The organism is Acinetobacter populi (assembly GCF_002174125.1).
GTDB lineage: Bacteria > Pseudomonadota > Gammaproteobacteria > Pseudomonadales > Moraxellaceae > Acinetobacter > Acinetobacter populi.
The window spans coordinates 377,107-398,869 of the sequence record NZ_NEXX01000003.1; the positions used below are offsets into that span (position 1 = coordinate 377,107).

Below are 21,763 nucleotides of genomic sequence, written 5' to 3' on the forward strand. Positions count from 1 at the left end.
AATTCAGCTTTACTGAGTAGATTTAATTTATATCTCGAATTAAATTAAAAAATACCGTTCAATAATTAATCTCAAAGGTTTTAAGTAACCTGTAAAAAAATGATTGGCACCCGGCATAATGGTAATCGGATGACGTTGTGGTTTTGCCCAGTCAATTACATCTTGTAGAGGTGTAATATCATCTTGCTCGCCATGTACAAGTAGAATATCACTATCGATTTGCGGTGTTTGATAATCTACAGCACCGCGTACAAAACCACAGGGCAAACCTGCGAGTAGTAGTTTTTCAGGTCGCTTTTCCTCGGGAAGTAAATGAAAACTTTTCGACCACACATGGGAACCAAAGGAGAAACCACCCGCAATAAAGGGCAAATCTGGATATCTTTTTTGCAATTCCAGACTCAACAGTGCCACATCACGACTTTCGCCATTGCCATGATCATGTGTTCCTTGGGATTGTCCCATACCACGAAAGCTGGGCCGCCATACTAGACATCCTTTTTCAACCAAAACATCTGTAATCAACTGGGGAATTTTATGCTGTGGATTTCCCCCCATTAATGGATGGGGATGGGTGACAACTGCAATCGCTTTAATGTCTTCTGGACGATCTTCAAAAATTTCGATTTGTCCGGCTTCACCTTGAAGGAAAATTTGTTCTGTCATAACACACCTATTTTGTCCATGCCTATTCTAGCAAGTATTCAGGCAATACAAATCAGTTCTTGGCATAAATTTCAGCATTTGTTACAGTATTTAAACTCCATTTCAAATTTGTCCGATCATTATGTTTATTGTTATTTCTCCTGCAAAAACACTCGATTATGAATCAGAACTTGCCACCGAGCAATTTACCCAGCCGCGTTGTCTAGAGCAATCCGCAGAATTGATCGAAAGCTGTCGCAAACTTTCTGCTACACAATTAGCCAGCTTAATGAAAATCAGTGATAAATTGGCCACCTTAAATGTTGAACGCTTTCGTGATTGGCAAAAAGATTTCGACTTACATAATGCCAGACAAGCTATTTTTGCCTTTAAAGGTGATGTTTATACCGGGCTTGATGTGGAAACCTTATCTATACAGGATATTGAATTTGCCCAACAACATTTACGCATTCTTTCAGGTTTGTATGGTTTATTACGTCCACTGGATTTAATGCTGCCGTATCGTCTGGAAATGGGAACAAAACTAAAAAATGAACGCGGATCAGATTTATATCAATTCTGGGGAGATCGGATTAGTACTTTATTAAAACAGGATATGCAGCAACAAAAAGATGATGTTCTGATTAATCTTGCTTCTGATGAATACTATAAAGCTGTACAAGAAAATATTTTAAATGCAAATATTATCAAACCTGTATTTTTAGATCAAAAAAATGGCAAATATAAAGTCATTAGTTTTTATGCAAAAAAAGCCCGAGGCTTAATGTCACGCTTTATTATCCAAAATCGTCTCACACAGCCTGAACAATTGAAAGCGTTTGATCTGGATGGTTATTATTTTGATGAAGAAAACTCAAATGCATCTGAATATGTATTTAAGCGCGATGAAGTGATTGAATAACTCTCTTGATCATCATTAAATAGGGTTTGTTATCCCCTCTTTTAAAAGCAGCTTAAGCAAAAAATGCTTTGCTTAAGCTTAACATTTGAATAACTGGCAAATATCCCTACAACTCACAGCATAGCTGCTCGCCTTGCACTAGGGTAAAACAATGTTTTGCTTATCCTTGCAACTCACAGCATAGCTACAGCTCGCCTTGCGCAAAGGGCAAACAGTGTTTTGCTTATCCTTGTAACTCGCAGCATAGCTGCTCGCCTTGCGCAAGGGACGAGCAATGCTCGTCTTATCCTTGCTCAGGACTGTGTTCTTCGATCAGGGTACGTAATTCACCATTCTGGAACATTTCCAGCATAATGTCGCTACCACCAACCAATTCACCTGCCACCCATAATTGTGGGAAAGTTGGCCAGTTGGCAATTTTTGGTAAAGTTGCACGAATATCAGGATTTTCCAGAATATTCACATAAGCGAATGGGCGACCAATCTGGCTCAAAACTTCTACTGCACGGGCAGAAAAGCCACACTGTGGAAATTGTGGTGTACCTTTCATATAAAGCAATACCGCATGTTTGGCAATTTGATCACGGATCAACGCTTCGGTATCACGTACTTGTTCGGTCATGGTGTATTCCTCTTTATCAATCTGCCTATTATAGACAAAACATCCTCATTGCGTAGTACCAATTGGTTTTTTCGACAAAAATATCGGCGTTCAGGCTTTCTTTTATTACAATATTTTGCTTAGATTAACACTTTGTTTTTGTATAAAGAGATAGAAATGAACCAGTATACGCCCGCACCAATTCAAAGCGATCAACCTAGTCATTTGATGCCAACCTATGGTCGTCAACAGATCGCCTTTGTCCGAGGTCGAGGTTCATATCTTTATACCGAAGATGGCACGGAATATTTAGATGCATTGACCGGAATTGCTGTGTGTGGTTTAGGTCATGCTCACCCTGTGATTGCCGATGCCATTGCAGAGCAAGCACATACCTTGATTCATACCAGTAATATTTTTGAAATTCCATGGCAAACCGCTGCTGCACAAAAACTTGCCGAAGTTTCCGGCATGGACGAGATATTTTTCTCTAATAGCGGTGCAGAATCCAATGAAGGTGCAATTAAAATTGCCCGTAAATATGGTAATGATCGGGGTATTCACAACGGTAAGATTATCGTTGCCGATCATTCTTTTCATGGTCGTACCATTGCAACATTATCCGCAACTGGCAATAAAAAAGTTCAGGCAGGTTTTGAGCCATTGGTTGATAGCTTTTTACGCGTACCTTATGGTGATGTCGCAGCCATTGCCCAACTTGCCAGTGAACGTGATGATATTGTTGCCATTTTTGTTGAACCGATTCAGGGTGAAGGCGGTGTTAATACTGCACCACAAGGTTTTCATTATCTAGAGCAATTACGTGAATTGTGTGACCAGCACAATTGGTTATTGATGCTGGATGAGGTTCAAACCGGGAATGGTCGTACAGGTAAATATTTTGCCTACCAACACACCACCATCAAGCCTGATGTACTCACCACAGCCAAAGGCTTAGGTAATGGCTTCCCAATTGGTGCGGTGATGGTGGCAGGTCCAGCGGTGGGTGTACTGGCAGCTGGTAATCATGGTTCAACTTATGGTGGTACAGCACTGGGCAGTCGTGTGGTCTATACAGTCATTGATACCATTTTAAAAGAAAATGCCGTAGAAAATGCTGCACAGATTGGGCAATATCTGGTTGAGCAGTTTACTGCCCGCCTTGCACATCTGAATGTCACAGTGCGTGGTTTTGGCATGATGATTGGGATTGAATTACCCAAAGATTGCGCCGAACTGGTCGCCATCGCACGTGATACAAAACAATTAATTATTAATGTGACTGCCGGTCATGTGGTACGTTTATTACCACCATTAAACATGACACAGCAACAGGCAGATGACTTACTTGATCGTCTAGTACCAGTTATTCAGGACTTTTTAAAATAATCTAAGTCAAGCAGTTGTTTGATGTTAAAAAGAAGTTGTCCCTATGACAGCTTCTTTTTGTATTAAATCCATCTTACATTAACCACTCTACAGGAAAAATTGCAGCAAATTTAATCATAAATCGTTGGAACTTATTGGATTCAGGTTCTTTGCTATGTGTAATTTGTTTTCCATCCTCAGTATATTCAATCCAGATAATCTCTCCTTGTGCATCAAGTTTAAGTTGATATGCAATCTGGGGTAAGTATTGATCCAATGACTGAGAGATACGATCCTGCAAGCGATCAGACTCGACCACCAAACCTACTTCGGTATTCAGGTTGGCAGATCGTGGATCAAAATTAAATGAACCAATAAACACTTTGCCATCAATATCAAAGAATTTTGCATGCAAACTAGAATTATTTTTGCCCTTAGCAGGGATAATATTTCCGGTAATCAGTTCATACCAAGTCGGTTTATCCCGATGGATATAGGGTTTAAATTCATAAAGCTGTACCCCGTTTTTAAGTAGGTCTTTACGATATTTCTGATAAAAGGCATGCACCACAGCGACATCATTGGCCAAAAATGAATTGGTTAAAATCCGTACATCAACACCGCGATTTGCCAGTGATGATAAATATTGTTCGCCTCGTTGTGTCGGCACAAAATATGCAGACACCAGTTCCAAATGCTGTTTTGGCTGCCCCATCAATTGATACATTTGATGATAAATCAGTTCGTTGCCGGTTGCCTGACCCGTGATTTTTTTCGGTGAATCTGCAACAAAATGAGCCACTGCCCATTCCACCGGATCATCCTGTAAATGAACTTTTAATAATTCTTGTGCTTGCCGAATTTTCTCATCAACATTCTGATCATGAAGGTGATACGCAGCATAGTTTTGTCTTAACTGCTCTAGTTGCTGCTCATCGCCTGAACCAATCAATTGCTGTACCGGATAACTTAACCGATCATTCCAGAATTCCAGATAAACTGTATTGGCATGTTGAACCGCATGACCATAAAACAAAATATCCATATCGGTGAACTGGAACTGTTCACTGGCATCAAAATATTCACTGCTAATATTACGCCCGCCTGTCACGGCAATAATCCCATCAGCAATAATCAATTTATTATGCATACGATGGTTAATATGTTTTAAGCGCAAAATATAATCCAATACCCGTAAATGGCGAAATTTATAAGGATTAAAAAATCTGATTTGAATATTCGGATGTTTTACCAATGTTTTTAAGGTAGGATCCAGCTGTGTCCCATTTTGATCATCAATCAGCAAACGAACCTGCACACCACGATCCGCAGCTTTTAAAAGTTCAGAAAGCATCAGATGACCAATAAAATCATCTTTCCAAATATAATATTGTAAATCCAGATGATGCTGTGCATGGCGAATCAAATAGACTCTCGACGCAATACTAATAAAGGCATCGTTTAAGCCCAGATAAGCAGTAAGCCCCTGATCGATTTTTTCCTGAACATTGGTTTCATTCAACCAATACGACATTTCAGGTTTAAACGGTTTCTCAGGTTTAGTCTGATTCATTGGTAAACCACATCCTGTAATCCCAATACATAGCAAAGTAATGATAAAAATGATGGGTATGATTCTAAAGCAAATAGGCATCATATTTTAAAAATGAAAATTGCTTGGCGTTTTAACATAGCATGTAATGCCATGCAGACGTTACATTCGGTGAAGAAAATGTTATCTCGTACAATTGCGTTGTACTTCTAAAAAACTATTTAAAGTACAACGTCAGTTAGAGAGTGGATACAATAAAAAAGACATAAATAGATCATAAGATTTGGAAACACAATAAAAACTTATCGTCCACCCGGCAATTGGGCAAAAAAGTTTTTTAGTGTTTCAATACAGCGAGTAATTTTTACCGGTTGCTGTTCACGCTTTAAAATCACCGCATACAAAATATATTCCGGTAACTTCCAGTTAGGTAAAATCTCAATTAATTCCGATTTTCTCAACTCATGTTGTGCATCAAGATAGAGTATTCTGGCAATACCATGACCATTTTGGCACAGCGTTTTTGCCACAAACACATTGTTAGTCTGAATACGTACAGGCATTTCAATCTGTACTTTCTCGCCACTTGTTGCATGGGTAAAACTAAACTTCGAATAATCCGTCATCAGATCAATCGGTAATAATTCATGCTTGATCAAGTCCTGAGGACAGTCAATTGGAGGATTCTGATTTAGATATGAGGGTGATACCAATAGTACCTGTTCAACCCGAGCCATCGGAATAAATTCATAATCGTCGCGCTGTTCCATTTTGGGACTCATGCGAATCGCAATATCAATATGCTGATCAACCAGATCAACATAATGATGTGCTGCCTCAATTCGAACTTTTAAACTGCTATGTGCCATCATCCACTGTGATAATGCAGGCACAATATGCATTGCCCCCAACTCAGGTGTGGTAGCAAGACGCAATTCTCCAATGAGATTATCCTGCAACTCACTGATTCGGATTTTACCCCGTTCCGCAGCTGCCATCATTTCCTGACAACTTTGATAAAAAGCCTGCCCCACTTCGGTCAAACTAATCTTTCGGGTAGAACGATGCAATAATGTTACATTCATTTCTTGTTCTAATGAGCGTATTTGCTGGCTTACAGCACTTGTTGTAATACCGAGTTCTTTAGCTGCCCCACTAAAAGAATTACGCTCTACCACACAAGCAAAAACACCCATTGCTCGTAAATTATCTAACATAATCGCTCACAGCTTTGTTATTTTTACATATTCGATGAGCGATTATACAAGAAAATCGATTTCAATATAAGGGCTTTGAATATAAACCACGCGTACTAAAGCTGAGTAAATTAACTGATAGGTAATACTGTGGTCGGGTCAATCGGTTTTCCATCCAGACGAATCTGGAATTGCAACATGGTACTGGAGGCGCCACTATTGCCCATTTCGGCAATTTTTTGTCCGCTAGTAACGCGATCGCCAACTTTAACCAGCAATTTACTGTTGTGGGCATATGCTGTGATATAACCATTACTGTGACGAATCAGAATTAATTTGCCATATTCGGTTAAACCATCATCGGCATATACCACTTCACCATTGGCCGCCGCATAAATCGGATCACCAATTTTTCCACCAAAATAAATGCCTTTTCGATTTTGATTGAGATCAAAACGCGCAACAACTGGTCCTGAACTCGGAACAACCCATTTAATCTGGCTATTGGTGACAGCCGCATTGCCCGGATTGATCTGTGGTGCTGTCGTTGCCCCTAATCCAACTTGCGGCGTTGTAGGCTGTACAGGAACTGTCCGCGTTGGCACTGTTGCAGTTTGTGCCTGCGTCGCAATACTCTGCCGCTTGATTTCTGGTGCTGCTTCAATCGGTGTTCCGCGTACCAATCGGGTCGAGGATTTGTCATTGTCACGCAATCTTAAGGATTGATTGACGTAAATTTTATCAACTGCATCAATATTATTTAAACGCGCAACATCCATGTAATTGAGGCCGTATTTTGCAGCAATTTTACTTAGGCTATCACCCGGCTGTACAGTATAGAACTCGGGCACATAAAATACTCGAGAACTATTTACGGTTGGCTTTGAGGCACAACCAACAATCAATACTGTACTTGCAAGAAGACTTGCCGATAAGATTGTCTTTATAGATTTATTATTCATCAACAAAGGTGCTGCCCAAGCCATTCATCTATCCAATCAATCAAGGTATTTGCCGTAGCATAACAAATCAAAAAGAAAAGTTTATATCTCTTTATCGGGAATGAAACAAACTCATAACATAACTGCGGATAATTGCCTGCTTTTTAAACAAAAAAGCGCGCTTATCACCTACTCACCACCAATTGCACTACAGCCCAAACGATCAGGTCTGTTCACCAATACCACTCTGTGTTGAGGGTGCTTGTGTTGACAAAATCCGGTTTAACTCATGCAACACTTCATAATTGGTCGCATCCATCTGTATCGGGGTAATACTAATGGCATCATTGGCAATCGCATAAAAGTCGGATTGAATGCCTTCAACTTTACCTGGTGCAGCCACTGCTTCGCCTGAAAGTCCAATCCAGTAAACCTGACGGCCCCGTGGATCAACTTGTGTAGTTATCGGTTTTGACTGTGATCGCTGTCCAAGATGGGTAATGTGTACACCGGAATAATGTGCAACATCGGGAATATTAATATTAAAAATATGTCTTGCCGGCAATTGTGGCAAACCACTTTGAATAAACGATTTGACCCACTGTGCCGCTTTTTCATAATCCTTGGGATCCTGATAAGTCCGTACATGTTGTCCACAAAAAGATACGGCGATTGCTGGCTGCTTCATTAAACGGCCTTCAAATGCAGCCCCCACTGTGCCGGAATACAAAACATCATCCCCCAGATTCGGACCGCTATTAATACCGCTGACCACCAGATCAAATTCTCTGTCACTAAATAATCCGTTCATGGACAAATAGACACAATCTGCTGGCGTACCATTCACGGCCCAGACGTCTTTGGAAATTTGAATAGGTCGTAATGGACGATCCAGCGTTAAGGCCGAAGAGTATCCACTTCTCTCACTTTCCGGCGCCACAATCGTGACATGTGCAATTTCACGCAAGGCATTGGCCAGCGCAATTATTCCCGGTGCAAAAACACCGTCATCGTTGGAAATCAATATATTCACGTAAAATCTCTACAAAACTTATATAGCGAAACTAAAAACAGTTGGGTATTGTAAACGCAATTTAACGTGTAATGTCACTTATTGATATTTCATCTACGATTGACGTACGTGTCAAATGTGAACATGCCCCAATAAAGGTAATTTTTATAATGAATCAATTGATTAAAACAGCCTGTATTTCTACTGTATTGCTTGGATTGTCGGTATTTGCCAATGCAGCACAGGATGCCCATAGCAATCATAATAATGATGATGTGGTCGATGTCAGTTCCGATATCGGATCATTAAAGGAAGATCTGGCCTACGCACAGGTATTTTCAGAAATTTGTCCAAAACTGATTGGTAACAATAAAAATTTTGATCAAGCCTACAAACGTTATATTGATGTTAAACTCAAAGATGTGTCCAACCCCCAACTTGCTGTACAGTTTTTAAATGAAGAAGATACAGATTACAAAAACCTGTTACAACAATTCCGTCAGAATGTCAGCACAGCCAGTAGCGAAGAAAATCGTGCAGTCTGTCTGGATATGATTGAATGGGGCAAGAAAAAATAGATTTATGACAATTTTTTTTAATAAAGACCTTAAACCATTTGGTTTGTTGCCTTGACTATTTTAGAATGACGCACTCATCCCACATCAAAATTTAATTACTGGAACTCTAATAATGGCACGCCAACTTGCATCTGCTGCATTATTTTTATTAGCAAGTACATCATATAGTTTTACTTATGCAGCGACTGTAATTGCTTCACCACCGGAACTGGACAATAAAGCGTATGTCATCATGGACTACGAATCAGGTCAGATCCTTGCGGCAAAAAACGAAAATGAACATCTTGCCCCTGCCTCGATGACCAAGATGATGACCAGTTACATCATCGAGCAAAAACTATTAAAAGGCGAACTGACTGAAAATGAAAAAGTTCGTATGAATGAGTCTGCTTGGTGTCGTGGTAGTAGCGCTGAATCGTGTATGTATGTCCCACTCAATGGCACGGCCACTGTTTTGGAAATGCTGCGTGGGATTATCGTGCAATCCGGGAATGATGCCTCCAAAGCCATGGCAGAACATATCGCGGGCAATGAAGGCACGTTTGCCCACATGATGAATCAGGAAGCGGAACGTATTGGCCTGAAAAATACGCATTTTGCCAATGCAACCGGTATGCCTGCCGAAGGACATTATTCCAGTGCACTGGATATGGCAGTACTGGCAAAACATATCATTCATGACAGCTCAAAATATTATCCGATCTATTCTGAAAAAGAATTTACCTTTAATGGTATCAAGCAAGGTAACCGTAACGCTCTGCTATATACCGACCCAAGTGTTGATGGCTTAAAAACCGGTCATACAAATGAAGCTGGATATTGTTTAACCACGTCCAGTAAACGCGGTCCAATGCGATTGATCACGGTAATTTTCGGCGCACCTACCATGCAGTCTCGTGCTACCCAGACCCGTGAATTACTCAATTGGGGTTTTGGTAACTTTGAAACTGTGGTGATCCGTCCTGCCAATAAAACACTGGCCAATGCACCTGTCTGGTTTGGTAAAGAAGATAAAGCCTCGCTTGGGGTGGCCGATCCATTTGCCGTGACCATGGCAAAAGGTCAAAGCAATAAAATCGAAACCAAACTGGATGTAAATCCAAAACTTGAAGCACCGCTAAAACAAGGTCAGGTTGTTGGTAAGATTTCTGCACTGGTTGATGGCAAAGTCATTGCCGAGCAACCACTTGTGGTATTAACACCCGTTGAAGAAGCTGGCTTCTTCTCGCGTTTAATTGACCATATCAAATTATTCTTTAGTAATTTATTCTAATCCTGAATAAACCGCTAAATAAAAGCATTCATTTAGGGTCTGTTAACATTTCGTCTATGATCTATTTATCAAATGTCAACAGACCCTATCCAAGTGAATGCTTTTTTTATTTATAATGCTGTGGTTTTCTTTCACCGCTACAGGTCGCCATGACACATAATATTCGCTCCTACCTCGAGCATCGCCCACAGATTGACAGCAGTTGTTATATTGATGAGATGGCCGTTGTCATAGGTGAAGTCAGTTTGGCCGAAAATGTTTCCGTCTGGCCGTTCGCTGTCATTCGCGGTGATGTAGATTCTATTCAGATTGGTAAAAACAGCAATGTACAAGACCATTGTATGTTGCATGTCAGCCATAAAAATGCGTCAAAACCTCAAGGCTCCCCACTGATTATTGGTGAAGAAGTTACGGTTGGTCATCATGTTAATTTACATGGCTGTCGTATTGGCGATCGAGTACTCGTTGGCATCAATAGCATTATCCTTGACGATGCAATTATCGAAAATGATGTGATGATTGGTGCAGGCAGTCTGGTACCGCCCCGTAAAGTGCTAAAAAGTGGTTATTTATATGTCGGTCAACCTGTACAGCAAGTACGTCCATTGACGGAAAAAGAACTGGCCTTTCTGTCATATTCTGCCCTGCATTATGTCAAAGTCATGAATCAGCATAAATTGCATCAAAATGAGCATTCTGTATAGACTTGCTGTTTAGATCGATAAAATCGCCTGATCTTTTAGAAATATTGGCCTTTAGCTGCTAAATTTCGTATCATATAGCGTAATTTTTTGAGGGGTATAAACAATGTCCTGGTCTGCCCATGTCACTGTTGCCACTGTGGTGCAACAAGATGATCGTTTTTTGCTGGTCGAAGAACACAGCGAAGGCTTTAGCCACGCTGTTTATAATCAGCCGGCTGGGCATGTCGAAGCAGGCGAAACCCTGATTGAAGCTGCTTTGCGTGAAACCATGGAAGAAACCGCATGGCAGGTTGAAATTACCGATCTACTGGGCTTTTATACTTATACCCCACCAATGTTTCCAGATCGCACCTATTTCCGTTTTTGTTTTCTAGCCAAACCGATTAAAGATACACAACAAAAACTCGATACCGGAATTATTCGTGCCACATGGCTGACGCTAGCCGAATTACAAAACTCGGGACGTGCCCGCAGTCCCTTGGTCATTAAAGCCATTCAAGATGCGTTAAATGGACAAAAATATCCATTGTCGCTGATTTATGAGCACCCTTTTATTTCTCCTACCTCAAATTTGGAAGCTTAACTCAATATGCCTGCAAGCAATATGCAAAAACGTGTGATCGTCGGAATGTCTGGCGGTGTTGATTCATCAGTTTCGGCTGCACTTCTTTTAGAACAAGGCTATCAGGTCGAAGGCCTGTTTATGAAGAACTGGGAAGAAGATGACGGCACGGAATATTGTACGGCACTCAAGGATCTGGCCGATGCACAAGCGGTTGCAGATCGTCTGGGCATTAAACTGCATACCGCCAATTTTGCCATGGAATATTGGGATCGGGTATTTGAACATTTTCTGGCAGAATATTCTGCCGGACGTACACCAAACCCCGACATTTTGTGTAATAAGGAAATTAAATTCCGTGCATTTATTGATTATGCTGTGACACTCGGTGCAGATTATATTGCCACCGGTCACTATTGCCGTCGTGGTGAAACACGTCATAACAGTAAAGGTGAAGCCTATGCACCATTGTTACGTGGCGTAGATAACAATAAAGATCAAACTTATTTTTTACATGCTGTACATGGCCGGGAAATCAATAAAACCCTGTTCCCAGTCGGTGAACTGGAAAAACCACAAGTCCGGGAAATTGCCAAAAAACTTGAGTTAGCCACAGCCAGCAAAAAAGATTCGACTGGTATTTGTTTTATTGGTGAACGCCGTTTTAATGATTTTCTCAAGCAATATCTCCCTGCGCAACCCGGCGAAATTGTATTGGAAGATGGTACAGTTATTGGCAAGCATCATGGTTTGATGTACTACACTCTCGGCCAACGTGGCGGCATTGGAATCGGCGGATTAAAAAATGCCGATGAAGGTGCATGGTTTGTGCTGCATAAAGATATTCCCAATAACCGTCTGGTGGTTGGACAAGGACATGAAAATCCCCTCATGCTAAGTACCAAACTCGATAGTGAAGAAATTTACTGGATTGCCGGTGAACAGGATATTCCTGCATCAGGTTTCCGATGTACTGCCAAAACCCGTTATCGCCAGCCCGATCAAGGCTGTGTGATTTATCCTCATGAAGAGTTTCCACAAGGAGTCAAGGTGATCTTTGATGAGCCACAACGTGCAGCGACACCGGGCCAATCCGTGGTATTCTATCAGGATCAGTATTGTCTGGGTGGTGGTGTAATTCATAGCACCAATGCGCCGCTTCCCCATTATTTGCAGGGTTAAAACATGACAATGCCAGCACCCTTCACCGATCAGGATCAATTCAATACCGAACAGCATCAAGTGATTGCCCTTGCTGCGGTTTTTCAGGCAGCTCAACTGGTGCATGCCATTGCCACTGCCGGTTCACAGCGGATTGGCGAATTGGGACAGCACTATGCAACGGTTCTGTTACAGGCATCTTTAAATATTCGTGTCGGGCAAAACCCCAATTCCAATAGTTTGGTGTTTTTTAAATCCTTAAGTGATCTGCATCTTGGCTTACATACGCTGGAACAAAGTCTGGTGATGCCCTATGATCCACAGCCCAAACAACGCTATCCACGCTTAAAAACCAAAAATCCCAAACAGGCACTTGGCTATGCGATGGCATTGCTACAATTATCAGCCAAAGTCTATGCTCACAAAGACTATCAAGCAAAAATTGAGCAGACGCAGCAAAAGATTATCCGCCAATTCGCTTTTTTTGATTATGACTATCAAAATAGCAGTATTATTGCCGCACTTGCACAAGCCTATAGTGATACCGCCAGCCATTTAAAACCCCGCATCATGGTAAAAGGCTCATCACAGGCTTTTAAAAACACCCATGAAGTTGCCCTGATCCGTGCCTTGTTATTTGCAGGATTACAAGCCGCCCATTATTGGCGAGAACTCGGTGGCAGCCCATGGAAACTGATTTTTTCCAAAGGGAAAATTCTTAAACACATTCGATATTTTGCAGAACTCCAGCATCAGCAACAACAGCTTGAAGTGGAATCTGAATCTTTATAATTGCGCCTGACTGAAATGAAGGATTTGCCATGTTGTCAACCTTAACCGCACTTTCTCCACTTGATGGACGTTATGCTAGCAAATGCGATGCCTTACGTCCTTATCTTTCCGAATTTGGTTTAATTCATGCCCGCGTGACTGTTGAAGTGCGTTGGTTACAAGCTTTGGCAAACCATGCTGAAATCGGCGAAATTCAGCCTTTTAGTGCAGACACCAATGCGGCACTTGATGCCATTGTGCGTGACTTTTCCGAGGATGATGCACTGCGTATCAAAGAAATTGAACGCACCACCAACCATGATGTAAAAGCAGTTGAATATTTCCTTAAAGAAAAAATTGCTCACATTGACGAACTTAAAGAAGCTGGTGAATTTATCCACTTTGCCTGTACCTCAGAAGACATCAACAACCTGTCTCATGCCTTAATGCTCAAACAGGGTCGTGAAGTCTTATTGCAAAGCATGCGTCAAATTCTGGCTGGAATTGCTGCACTGGCTGAAACCCATGCCGCACAGCCAATGTTATCACGTACGCATGGCCAAACTGCCAGCCCAACAACGCTGGGTAAAGAAATGGCCAATGTCGCCTATCGTTTATCGCGTCAAATCCGCCAGTTTGAACAAGTGGAATTACTGGGTAAAATCAATGGTGCTGTAGGTAACTACAATGCGCATTTATCTGCTTATCCAGATATTGACTGGACAGCACATTCACAGGCATTTGTTGAATCACTGGGCTTAACGTTTAACCCATACACTACACAGATCGAACCGCACGATTATATGGCAGAATTATTTGATGCCCTGCGTCGTTTTAACACCATCTTGATCGACTTTAACCGTGATGTTTGGGGTTATATTTCTCTGGGTTATTTCAAACAACGCTTAAAAGAAGGTGAAGTCGGTTCATCAACCATGCCACATAAAGTCAATCCGATTGATTTTGAAAACTCGGAAGGTAATTTAGGCATTGCCAATGCTGTACTGGCACATTTAGGCGAAAAATTACCGATTTCCCGCTGGCAACGTGACCTGACAGACTCGACTGTTCTACGTAACATGGGTGTCGGTCTGGCACAAAGTTTAATTGCGTTTGATGCCTGCTTAAAAGGAATTGGTAAACTCGAACTGAATGCCAACCGTTTATTGGAAGATCTGGATCAGGCACAAGAAGTTCTGGCCGAGCCAATTCAAACTGTGATGCGTCGTTATAACATCGAAAAACCGTATGAAAAACTCAAGGCATTAACCCGTGGTCAAGCTATGACCCGTGACATGATGGTCGGTTTTGTACAAAGTGAAGAACTAGCCCAAGTACCGGAAACAGATCGTGCCCGTCTAGCACAGCTTAGCCCGTCAACCTATACAGGTAATGCAGAACAGCAAGCTAAGGATTTAAAGAAATATTTGTAATTTGAATTTTATATCTATTGATTATCCTTAGGAATTATCGCTAGTATGTCATCGTTATTCTAATAATGATGACATACTTTCAGGATGTTTAATGGATATTAAAAAATATAAATACACCCTTATTTTTGCTTCAATCGTGCTAACTGCTTGTGGAGGTGGTGGAAATTCCGATACGTCCTATACTGCTTCTGATGGTCTAGATACACTTTATCAAGTTTATTATCAACAATTCTCTCCATCATTAATGATTTCTCAGGATTTTTTTGGTCTATCTCAATACCCTATTAATAACAAAATCATTAAATTTTCTGATAGCTCACAAACACTCAATCAATATGTACTCACACAAAATAAACTATTTCAACCCACTGAAAAACAAGATGCCTATTTGACGATAAATGATGATATCTGGACTTACCAGTATCTGCCTGATGTTTTACTTCAACTAAAAATTAAAAAAATTGATTTATCCGGCACCAATATTTTTGATCGATTATTACCGGGCTACCGAGAATATGGAAATTTTCCAGATCGTCCAACATCAGATACCAATTTAAATCTGACCCTGACTAAGTTATTTAATAATCATGGTCAAAAGAATTTTCCTCAAGGCAGTCTTTGTTATCAAGTCGTAGAAACGCAGTGGAATAAAAATTATTTGCAATTTGATAGTTCAAATAATAATGCATACTTTGATCCTACCCAATCTGATTTTTTATCCAAAAAAGCTCAAGAAAAAGAATACATTGATTATATAAATAATATTTTTGCTCAACCCTACTATGCCTTACGGGAAGGAACATGGAATAATATTGCATGGTTTGCAAGCGAAGTTTTATTAGCTTCAAAATTTGGCCAGTATTCTTCCCATGTTTATTTTTCACAATATCATTATGATGCCCTATACAATTCTAATGCATTATGGACACAAGAAAATGAACTTAAAGGCTATACCCCTCAAGAGATTGATCCGACTGATAGCCCTACCACCCAACAAATCATCAGAGAATTAAATATTCAACATGCCGAATTAAAAGATGGCTGCTTTGCCTATAACCAAACCGCCTACAATACAATCAAAAATTTAAATGGCATTGACTTTAAAACGTTTAGTCAACCCACCTCATCATTTTTCTTTGGCAAACGCATTTATTCATGGAATCAAAAAGATGGTGTTATTATTCAATGAATAAAATCAAATGGGCCTGTATTGTCATACTTTTTAGTATGATTATCTTTGCATCAATAAATCCATTAGAAATGCAGTCCTATTTATTGCATCAGGTTGGCACAGTATTAATGTTAATTGCCTTATTCTATGCCAATCAAAAAATCAAATTATCCAATCTCAGTTTTGTTTTATATTGTGGATTTCTGGCAGTACATATTGTTGCTGCGCATTATTTATATTCTTATGTGCCTTATAATCAATGGATTCAGTCATTCTTTCATTTTGATCTAAATGCATTTTTTGGCTGGCAACGCAATATGTTTGATCGCTTTGTACATTTTGCCTATGGTTTTTTACTCTATCCTTTCTTTTATCAGATTTTCCAGCACTGGTTAAACCCATTAAAGCAGTCCTATAAAATTGCCTTGATCTGTATTATGTGGGTGATGGCAAGCAGTATGTTTTATGAATTAATCGAATGGTGGATTGCCATTGGTTTATCTCCAGAAGAAGCAGAAAATTATAATGGCCAACAAGGTGATATCTGGGATGCACATCAGGATATGTTCTTGGCTTTGCTGGGTAGCCTAATTGCATGGATTGCTTTTTCCAAAAAATAGATTTATTTAAATTAAAAATCTCCTGTCTTGCTTTATACCTAGCATATGTTTAAAAAAGCAGTCTTATTTCATATTAAAATCCCCCTTTATTCTAAATCCCGCCTTGCGCATGAGGAATATATTCCGTAAAGCTGCTCACCTATTTAAAAAAGGGAGGATAAGCAGTGCACTGCGCAAGGAATTACATAATGCATTGAATTCGTAGAAATTCCCTCCTTTCCCCTTGCAAGGCAATGCCTTTCAGGGTTAGGGGGGATTTATATTTTTGGAAGGGATTTACTTTTAAAACTTATAGGTCAAAGAAGCAGTAAAGTTACGACCATCACCCCATGAGTTATAGGCGTAAGTTTTATACTCTTCGTCCAGCACATTATTTGCATTGAGAGCAATGCTAACCGCATCATTCACTTGGTAGCGCCCCATTAAATTAACTAACCAATAAGCATCCTGACGTTGGTTGGCTTTTGCAATCTCCGTTGTTGCACTACTGTTGAAAAACTCACTTTGCCAGTTTACACCACCACCAATAGTTATTTTATTCCATCCAAAAGAACTAAATAATTTAAAGGTATCTTCTGGAAGCTGTGCATTCAAAATACTACCACTGCGATCCTTAGCATCAGTATGCGTGTAGCCTGCATTAATGTTCCAGTTAGGTAGAATTTCCCCTGAAAGCGAGAATTCATAACCTTTGACGGTTGTACCATCAACACCTATATAAGCCTGATTACCTTCGGGAGTTATATTTGTACCATCAGCAATAGCGTAATTATCCTGCTGCATATCAAAATAAGCAGCTGCCAAATTTAAACGTCCATCATAAAAATCGGCTTTAATGCCTGCTTCAAAAGTATTTCCTTCTTGTGGATCAAGAAAATTACCATTAGCATCTTTGCTGGTTTGAGGGTTAAAAATCGAGGTATAACTGGCATACAATGAGAAGTTATGATTCACATCAAAAATCAAGCCTGCATATGGTGTGAATACGCCAGATTGTTTTTGTTCACTGCCACTGACTTTTCGCTCCCAGTTGCTAAACCGTGAGCCGACTATGAGTTTCAAAGGATCAAGAATTTGTAATTTTGCTGCTGCAAAAGCACCGAGTTGTTGTTCATCTACGATACTGTTATATCGTGTAGAATTTTCAAAATTCGGACTAGGTACATGACCATTATAACCAGCGATCGGCACTGCACGATCTGGTGCAATCAGGGTATAACCATTGTCTTTATTGGTATAACCATTAATGCCAAAGCTAATATTATGTTCATGACCAAAAGCGTTAAAATGACCTGAAGCATAAATGTCTAAAGCTCGTACTTCTGGAGAACTTATCAATTTACGATTGCCAAATGACATTTCCCCAGGCTGATAAACTAACCCACTAGATGCAGTGTATACTGAATCGTAAACAATAGCTGCTGTACCCACGCCACTGGATAATTGTTCTTTAGAGTTATTACTAAAGGTGTAATTTATAATACCTTGCCAGTTGTCATTAAATTGATGTTCGATACCTAATAAAATATTGAGTTTATTAATATCATTATAGGCAAATTCCGTTGCGGAGTTGTCTTTGCGTCCGAAAGTGGTTTGTTGCTGCGGTGGGGTATCATTGGTAATAAACCCAAAACTATGTATTGAAGAATCATCAAGTTTAATTTGCTGTGCAGTGATCGCGGTAGTTAATGTACTTTTATCAGATAAATCTATATCCAATGCACCATAAAATACGGCATTTTGGCGATGATAACGATCCTGCTGATTGCCACCCTGTTCATAAACTGCAACAGCACGACCACGAATAGAACTGTCATCATTTAATGCACCACTGATATCAACTTCACTACGATAATTATCCCAAGAACCCGCCTGTACACGAATTGAGCCTGTTAAATCTTCGGTTGGACGTTTACGTACATAATTTAAACTAGCAGCGGGGTTGCCTGAACCACTAGTCAAACCTGTTGAGCCTTTAGTAATTTCGACTCGCTCATATATGGCAGAATCTTCCAGTCCGATATAATCACTTCCGCCAAAAGATGCACTAGACGATGGAATACCATCACGCAAATAATTATTAATTGTGAAACCACGAGAATAATATGATACATAACCAGTCCCTTCTTGCCCTATTTTTATACTAGTCACACCTGGTGTTTGTGCCAATATCGCACTGACATTATTCAGATTTTGATCTTCTATTTGTTGACGAGTAAAAACAGTAATACTTTGCGGAGTTTCTTTTAAGCTTAGATCCAGTTTAGTCGCAGCTTTACTGGATTTTACGGTATAGGATTTCGCATCTTCTGCCTCTACAACAATTACAGGGAGTTGATTTATACCATCACTTACTACTCCTTCACGGCTACTATTCGAAACTAAATCAATCTGCTTTAATTGCCCCATATCACGAACTTGTGGCTGTTGTACTTGCGGTTTTTTGACCAAAATATAATGATCTTTATTTTTTTGAATGATGTAAGGTGTATTTTCCAGTAATGTATTAAAACCACTTTCAATACTGTATTGACCTGATAAACCGGCTGTTTTAAGACCTTCGAGTTTGCTATGCTCAATCGTTAGGGTTGTGCCGGACTGAAGTGAAAATTGCGTTAGGGCATCACTTAAAGCACCTGCACCAATATTATAAGATTGAAAATATTGATTTTCAGCATGGCTATTTACAGCATATATGCTACTTCCAGCTACTAGACTTAGTTGAATTGCCAAAACCAGTGGTTTTAACAACGGACCATGTGCAGTTTTCATCTTTATTTTCCCCATTTGAATGAATGCGTACTTATAAAGACGAATGAAAATTATTTCTGCACGCGAATTTTTTAAATTTTATTAAATACTTTTTAAGTAGCTGATATTCATGATTTATTTTTAGAAATAAAAAGGAGTTAAATATTTAGGGTTTAAAATATTCTGAAAATCATTAAACAATCAAAAATTTAAAAACCAGCTTCTCGCTGATGCTTGATCGAAACGATAATAATATTCCCACCAATTTTGTAGTGATACCAAGCCTTGTATCCACTTGAACCGAAAGGAATAATTAAAACCCTAAAATCTGGTCGCTCATCATCAGGTACATGAGCCAACGGCTTAGTGCCTAATTCCTTTAAGTAGGATCGGATCGTTTATAACAGCTTCCTTCGCTGCTTCAGGGTTCTTTGATTGCAAAAATGCCTTTAATCGACTCAAATCATTAATAGCATTTCTAGTTAAAATTACTTGTGACATAGAGGCGCATCTTTTTCATGATCAGTTCCCCAGCTCTCCAACCACTCATCGGCTTCCGCTAAAGTCACATGTAAGCCTGTCTCTAAATAATCCTCATAGGATGCCACAGCTTCTCTGCGTTCTGCTTCAATACGCTCTTCTTGCTCAATGAATCTCGTAATCGCAGCTTTTGCCAATGCATGGCTTGTACGATTTTTGCTTATTGCCAATCGATTTAAACGATCTTTGTAACTTGAATCAAGTTTAATAGACATTGAGACAATAGACATGAACAAAATCCTTCATTAAAATGGTAATACCAAGTATTACTTTATACTACATCACGATGTTAGTAGCCATCAGTATGTAGACCAATCAATTTCAAAACATTTAAAATTGCTCTATAACCGACTTATTCTTTTCTCACCACTTTAACAACATACGGTATGGAATGCTGTATATCCAGATTGAGTTCCTCTGCCAAAGCCTGTAATGATTTTTCAACATCATCCAGCGGTAAGGTAGCTGTCACCTGAATGCCTTGTAAACTCGCACGATCAAAAATAATTTTTCCAGAATAATACATCGCCAGATAATCCAGAATATCGGTTAAGTCATCACCATTGGCAACCAGTTTATGTTGTTCCCACGCTTGTTCCAATAGATGTGCATTAATCTGGATAGGTTGTCGATTTACGATACCTTGAGCATTGATTTCAATTCGTTGCCCCTCGACCACCTGAATTTTTTCATTAGCCTGTTGCTCTGACCATACAGCAGTTTTGGATTCCAGCATGGTTAAAATTGTCCGTTGACCATCTTGTGTCACCATAAACCGCGTACCTAATGCCTGAATCGTACCGTGAGAAGTCACCACCTTAAATGGGCGCCGGGCATCTTTTGCCACATCCACCAATATATTGCCCTGCAATAATTGTAGTGTTCGTTGTTGCTGATCAAATTGTAGATTGTAAGCAGTTTTACCACTGACTTTGACATGACTGTTATCTGGTAAAGCGTACTGCTGCCAAGATTGACTGCGATTGCGTTGATCCGCGGTCCAATAGTCCAATGGTGCATATTGCGAAGCAAAGAAAATGACCAACGCACTACACATGAGTAATACACCAAGTCCCTGATAAAGATAATGTGCTCTGGACTGCTCTGCCGTCTTTAAACTCTCCTGAAGAATATTTTTAGCAATTTCACCATGCGGATAATGTTGATGAATGGCCTCAACATCACCTAATAATTTTTTCATTCTTTCGATGGCTTGTATATGCCTTGGATCTTTGGCCAGCCATAAAGCAAATTCATGTTGTATGGTCTGATCAGCGCCCTCATCATCCAACCGCACCAACCATTCTGCCGCTTGGGCAGAAATATCCTCATCAGATGTTGACGGAATTTGACCGGAAATATCAGACATAGCAAGCCTTTATTTAATCATGCTGTAGAATTTGATCGCAGTGCTGTATGGCTTTTGCTAAAGCACCTTGTACCATACGACGTGAAATATTAAGCTGTTCTGCAATTTGTAATTGAGTCAAACCCTCCAGATAACGCATTAAGAAAATTTGTCGGGGTTGTTCCGGCAGACCATCTAGCATACGTGCAACCCTTTCCAGTAACTCTACCGCGAGCAAAATACTTTCCGGCGTTTCTATCTCGTATTGTTGGTCTTGAGCCGTTAAATAATCCAGATAAGCCTGTTCAATCTGTTTGCGTCGAGCTTGATCAATAATAATACGTGTTGCAGTTTGTGCCAGATAAGACTTGGGATGGGTAATATTTTCAAAATTTTGTGCATATAAGATGCGCATAAAGGTATCTTGTGCGACATCTTCAGCCTGTTCATTTTGTCTTAATTTTTTAAGTAACCAATGATATAACCAAGCATAATGCGCCTGATAAAGATCGGCAAACAACTGATGCTGTTTAAACTTTAAAGCAATATTCATGCTGATCATTAAAATTAAAAAAAGAGAGAATACTACCCATATTATGATAATGAGAATTGTT

The 21,763-nt window shown here is 39.9% G+C and carries 22 protein-coding genes; 11 read left to right on the forward strand and 11 right to left on the reverse strand.

The window, feature by feature from the left end; all coding sequences use genetic code 11:
* Positions 1–39: 39 nt before the first annotated feature.
* Positions 40–666: an alpha/beta hydrolase gene (locus CAP51_RS10890; RefSeq protein ID WP_087620777.1), complete on the reverse strand. Its 627-nt coding sequence runs from the start codon at positions 664–666 to the stop codon at positions 40–42.
* A 121-nt stretch (positions 667–787) separates the two neighbouring features.
* Between CAP51_RS10890 and yaaA the strand changes: the two genes are divergently transcribed.
* Positions 788–1,567, forward strand: coding sequence for a peroxide stress protein YaaA (yaaA, locus tag CAP51_RS10895; RefSeq protein ID WP_087620778.1), 780 nt, complete (start codon positions 788–790; stop codon positions 1,565–1,567).
* Between the two features lie 283 nt (positions 1,568–1,850).
* Here yaaA and grxD read toward each other — a convergent pair whose 3' ends face one another.
* Positions 1,851–2,189 (reverse strand): Grx4 family monothiol glutaredoxin, encoded by a 339-nt coding sequence (gene grxD, locus CAP51_RS10900; protein WP_087620779.1) that lies wholly within the window; start codon positions 2,187–2,189, stop codon positions 1,851–1,853.
* Between the two features lie 156 nt (positions 2,190–2,345).
* Between grxD and CAP51_RS10905 the strand changes: the two genes are divergently transcribed.
* The gene (locus CAP51_RS10905) at positions 2,346–3,557 is read left to right on the forward strand and encodes an aspartate aminotransferase family protein (RefSeq protein ID WP_087620780.1); all 1,212 of its coding nucleotides are present in this window, start codon (positions 2,346–2,348) and stop codon (positions 3,555–3,557) included.
* A gap of 73 nt (positions 3,558–3,630) precedes the next feature.
* Here the strand turns inward: CAP51_RS10905 and CAP51_RS10910 are convergent, their stop codons facing one another.
* The 4 genes from CAP51_RS10910 to surE all read right to left on the reverse strand — a co-directional run bounded on the left by CAP51_RS10910 (position 3,631) and on the right by surE (position 8,258).
* Positions 3,631–5,193, reverse strand: coding sequence for a phospholipase D family protein (locus tag CAP51_RS10910; protein ID WP_425426797.1), 1,563 nt, complete (start codon positions 5,191–5,193; stop codon positions 3,631–3,633).
* Positions 5,194–5,390: 197 nt separating this feature from the next.
* Entirely contained in the window at positions 5,391–6,305 is a 915-nt protein-coding gene (locus CAP51_RS10915; RefSeq protein ID WP_087620782.1) for a LysR family transcriptional regulator, read from the reverse strand.
* A gap of 110 nt (positions 6,306–6,415) precedes the next feature.
* On the reverse strand, positions 6,416–7,270 hold the full coding sequence (locus CAP51_RS10920) for a LysM peptidoglycan-binding domain-containing M23 family metallopeptidase (RefSeq protein ID WP_087620783.1): 855 nt from the start codon (positions 7,268–7,270) through the stop codon (positions 6,416–6,418).
* 178 nt (positions 7,271–7,448) lie between these two features.
* The gene (surE, locus tag CAP51_RS10925) at positions 7,449–8,258 is read right to left on the reverse strand and encodes a 5'/3'-nucleotidase SurE (RefSeq protein WP_087620784.1); all 810 of its coding nucleotides are present in this window, start codon (positions 8,256–8,258) and stop codon (positions 7,449–7,451) included.
* Positions 8,259–8,407: 149 nt separating this feature from the next.
* Here surE and CAP51_RS10930 point away from each other — a divergent pair, with 149 nt between their 5' ends.
* The 9 genes from CAP51_RS10930 (at position 8,408) to CAP51_RS10970 (ending at position 16,510) form a co-directional block, all read left to right on the forward strand.
* Positions 8,408–8,815 (forward strand): MCR_0457 family protein, encoded by a 408-nt coding sequence (locus tag CAP51_RS10930; RefSeq protein ID WP_087620785.1) that lies wholly within the window; start codon positions 8,408–8,410, stop codon positions 8,813–8,815.
* Between the two features lie 112 nt (positions 8,816–8,927).
* The gene (dacC, locus tag CAP51_RS10935; protein ID WP_087620786.1) at positions 8,928–10,088 is read left to right on the forward strand and encodes a D-alanyl-D-alanine carboxypeptidase PBP5/6; all 1,161 of its coding nucleotides are present in this window, start codon (positions 8,928–8,930) and stop codon (positions 10,086–10,088) included.
* Between the two features lie 149 nt (positions 10,089–10,237).
* Positions 10,238–10,792, forward strand: coding sequence for a gamma carbonic anhydrase family protein (locus CAP51_RS10940; protein ID WP_087620787.1), 555 nt, complete (start codon positions 10,238–10,240; stop codon positions 10,790–10,792).
* Positions 10,793–10,895: 103 nt separating this feature from the next.
* Complete coding sequence (locus CAP51_RS10945) at positions 10,896–11,375, forward strand: NUDIX hydrolase (RefSeq protein ID WP_087620788.1); 480 nt, start codon at positions 10,896–10,898, stop codon at positions 11,373–11,375.
* 21 nt (positions 11,376–11,396) lie between these two features.
* Positions 11,397–12,536, forward strand: coding sequence for a tRNA 2-thiouridine(34) synthase MnmA (mnmA, locus tag CAP51_RS10950; RefSeq protein ID WP_087620838.1), 1,140 nt, complete (start codon positions 11,397–11,399; stop codon positions 12,534–12,536).
* A 9-nt stretch (positions 12,537–12,545) separates the two neighbouring features.
* Positions 12,546–13,307 carry a lysogenization protein HflD gene (locus CAP51_RS10955; protein WP_087620839.1) on the forward strand — a complete coding sequence of 254 codons (762 nt, stop codon included), beginning with the start codon at positions 12,546–12,548 and terminating at the stop codon, positions 13,305–13,307.
* Between the two features lie 32 nt (positions 13,308–13,339).
* Entirely contained in the window at positions 13,340–14,719 is a 1,380-nt protein-coding gene (gene purB, locus CAP51_RS10960; protein WP_087620840.1) for an adenylosuccinate lyase, read from the forward strand.
* Positions 14,720–14,810: 91 nt separating this feature from the next.
* Positions 14,811–15,908, forward strand: coding sequence for a hypothetical protein (locus CAP51_RS10965; RefSeq protein WP_087620789.1), 1,098 nt, complete (start codon positions 14,811–14,813; stop codon positions 15,906–15,908).
* Positions 15,905–16,510 carry a DUF2238 domain-containing protein gene (locus CAP51_RS10970; protein WP_087620790.1) on the forward strand — a complete coding sequence of 202 codons (606 nt, stop codon included), beginning with the start codon at positions 15,905–15,907 and terminating at the stop codon, positions 16,508–16,510. Before CAP51_RS10965 ends, CAP51_RS10970 begins: the two co-directional genes overlap by 4 nt.
* Positions 16,511–16,792: 282 nt before the next feature.
* On the opposite strand, the gene CAP51_RS10975 is transcribed toward CAP51_RS10970, so the two are convergent.
* The 5 genes from CAP51_RS10975 to CAP51_RS10995 form a co-directional block, all read right to left on the reverse strand.
* Positions 16,793–19,282, reverse strand: a complete 2,490-nt coding sequence (locus tag CAP51_RS10975; protein WP_245809134.1) for a TonB-dependent siderophore receptor — start codon at positions 19,280–19,282, stop codon at positions 16,793–16,795.
* Between the two features lie 188 nt (positions 19,283–19,470).
* Positions 19,471–19,620 carry a hypothetical protein gene (locus tag CAP51_RS17490; protein ID WP_245809135.1) on the reverse strand — a complete coding sequence of 50 codons (150 nt, stop codon included), beginning with the start codon at positions 19,618–19,620 and terminating at the stop codon, positions 19,471–19,473.
* Positions 19,621–19,749: 129 nt separating this feature from the next.
* Entirely contained in the window at positions 19,750–20,031 is a 282-nt protein-coding gene (locus CAP51_RS10985) for a ribbon-helix-helix protein, CopG family (RefSeq protein WP_087620791.1), read from the reverse strand.
* Between the two features lie 122 nt (positions 20,032–20,153).
* Positions 20,154–21,170, reverse strand: coding sequence for a FecR family protein (locus tag CAP51_RS10990; RefSeq protein WP_087620792.1), 1,017 nt, complete (start codon positions 21,168–21,170; stop codon positions 20,154–20,156).
* Positions 21,171–21,183: 13 nt separating this feature from the next.
* The gene (locus CAP51_RS10995) at positions 21,184–21,702 is read right to left on the reverse strand and encodes a sigma-70 family RNA polymerase sigma factor (RefSeq protein ID WP_171294775.1); all 519 of its coding nucleotides are present in this window, start codon (positions 21,700–21,702) and stop codon (positions 21,184–21,186) included.
* Between the last annotated feature and the right edge of the window lie 61 nt (positions 21,703–21,763).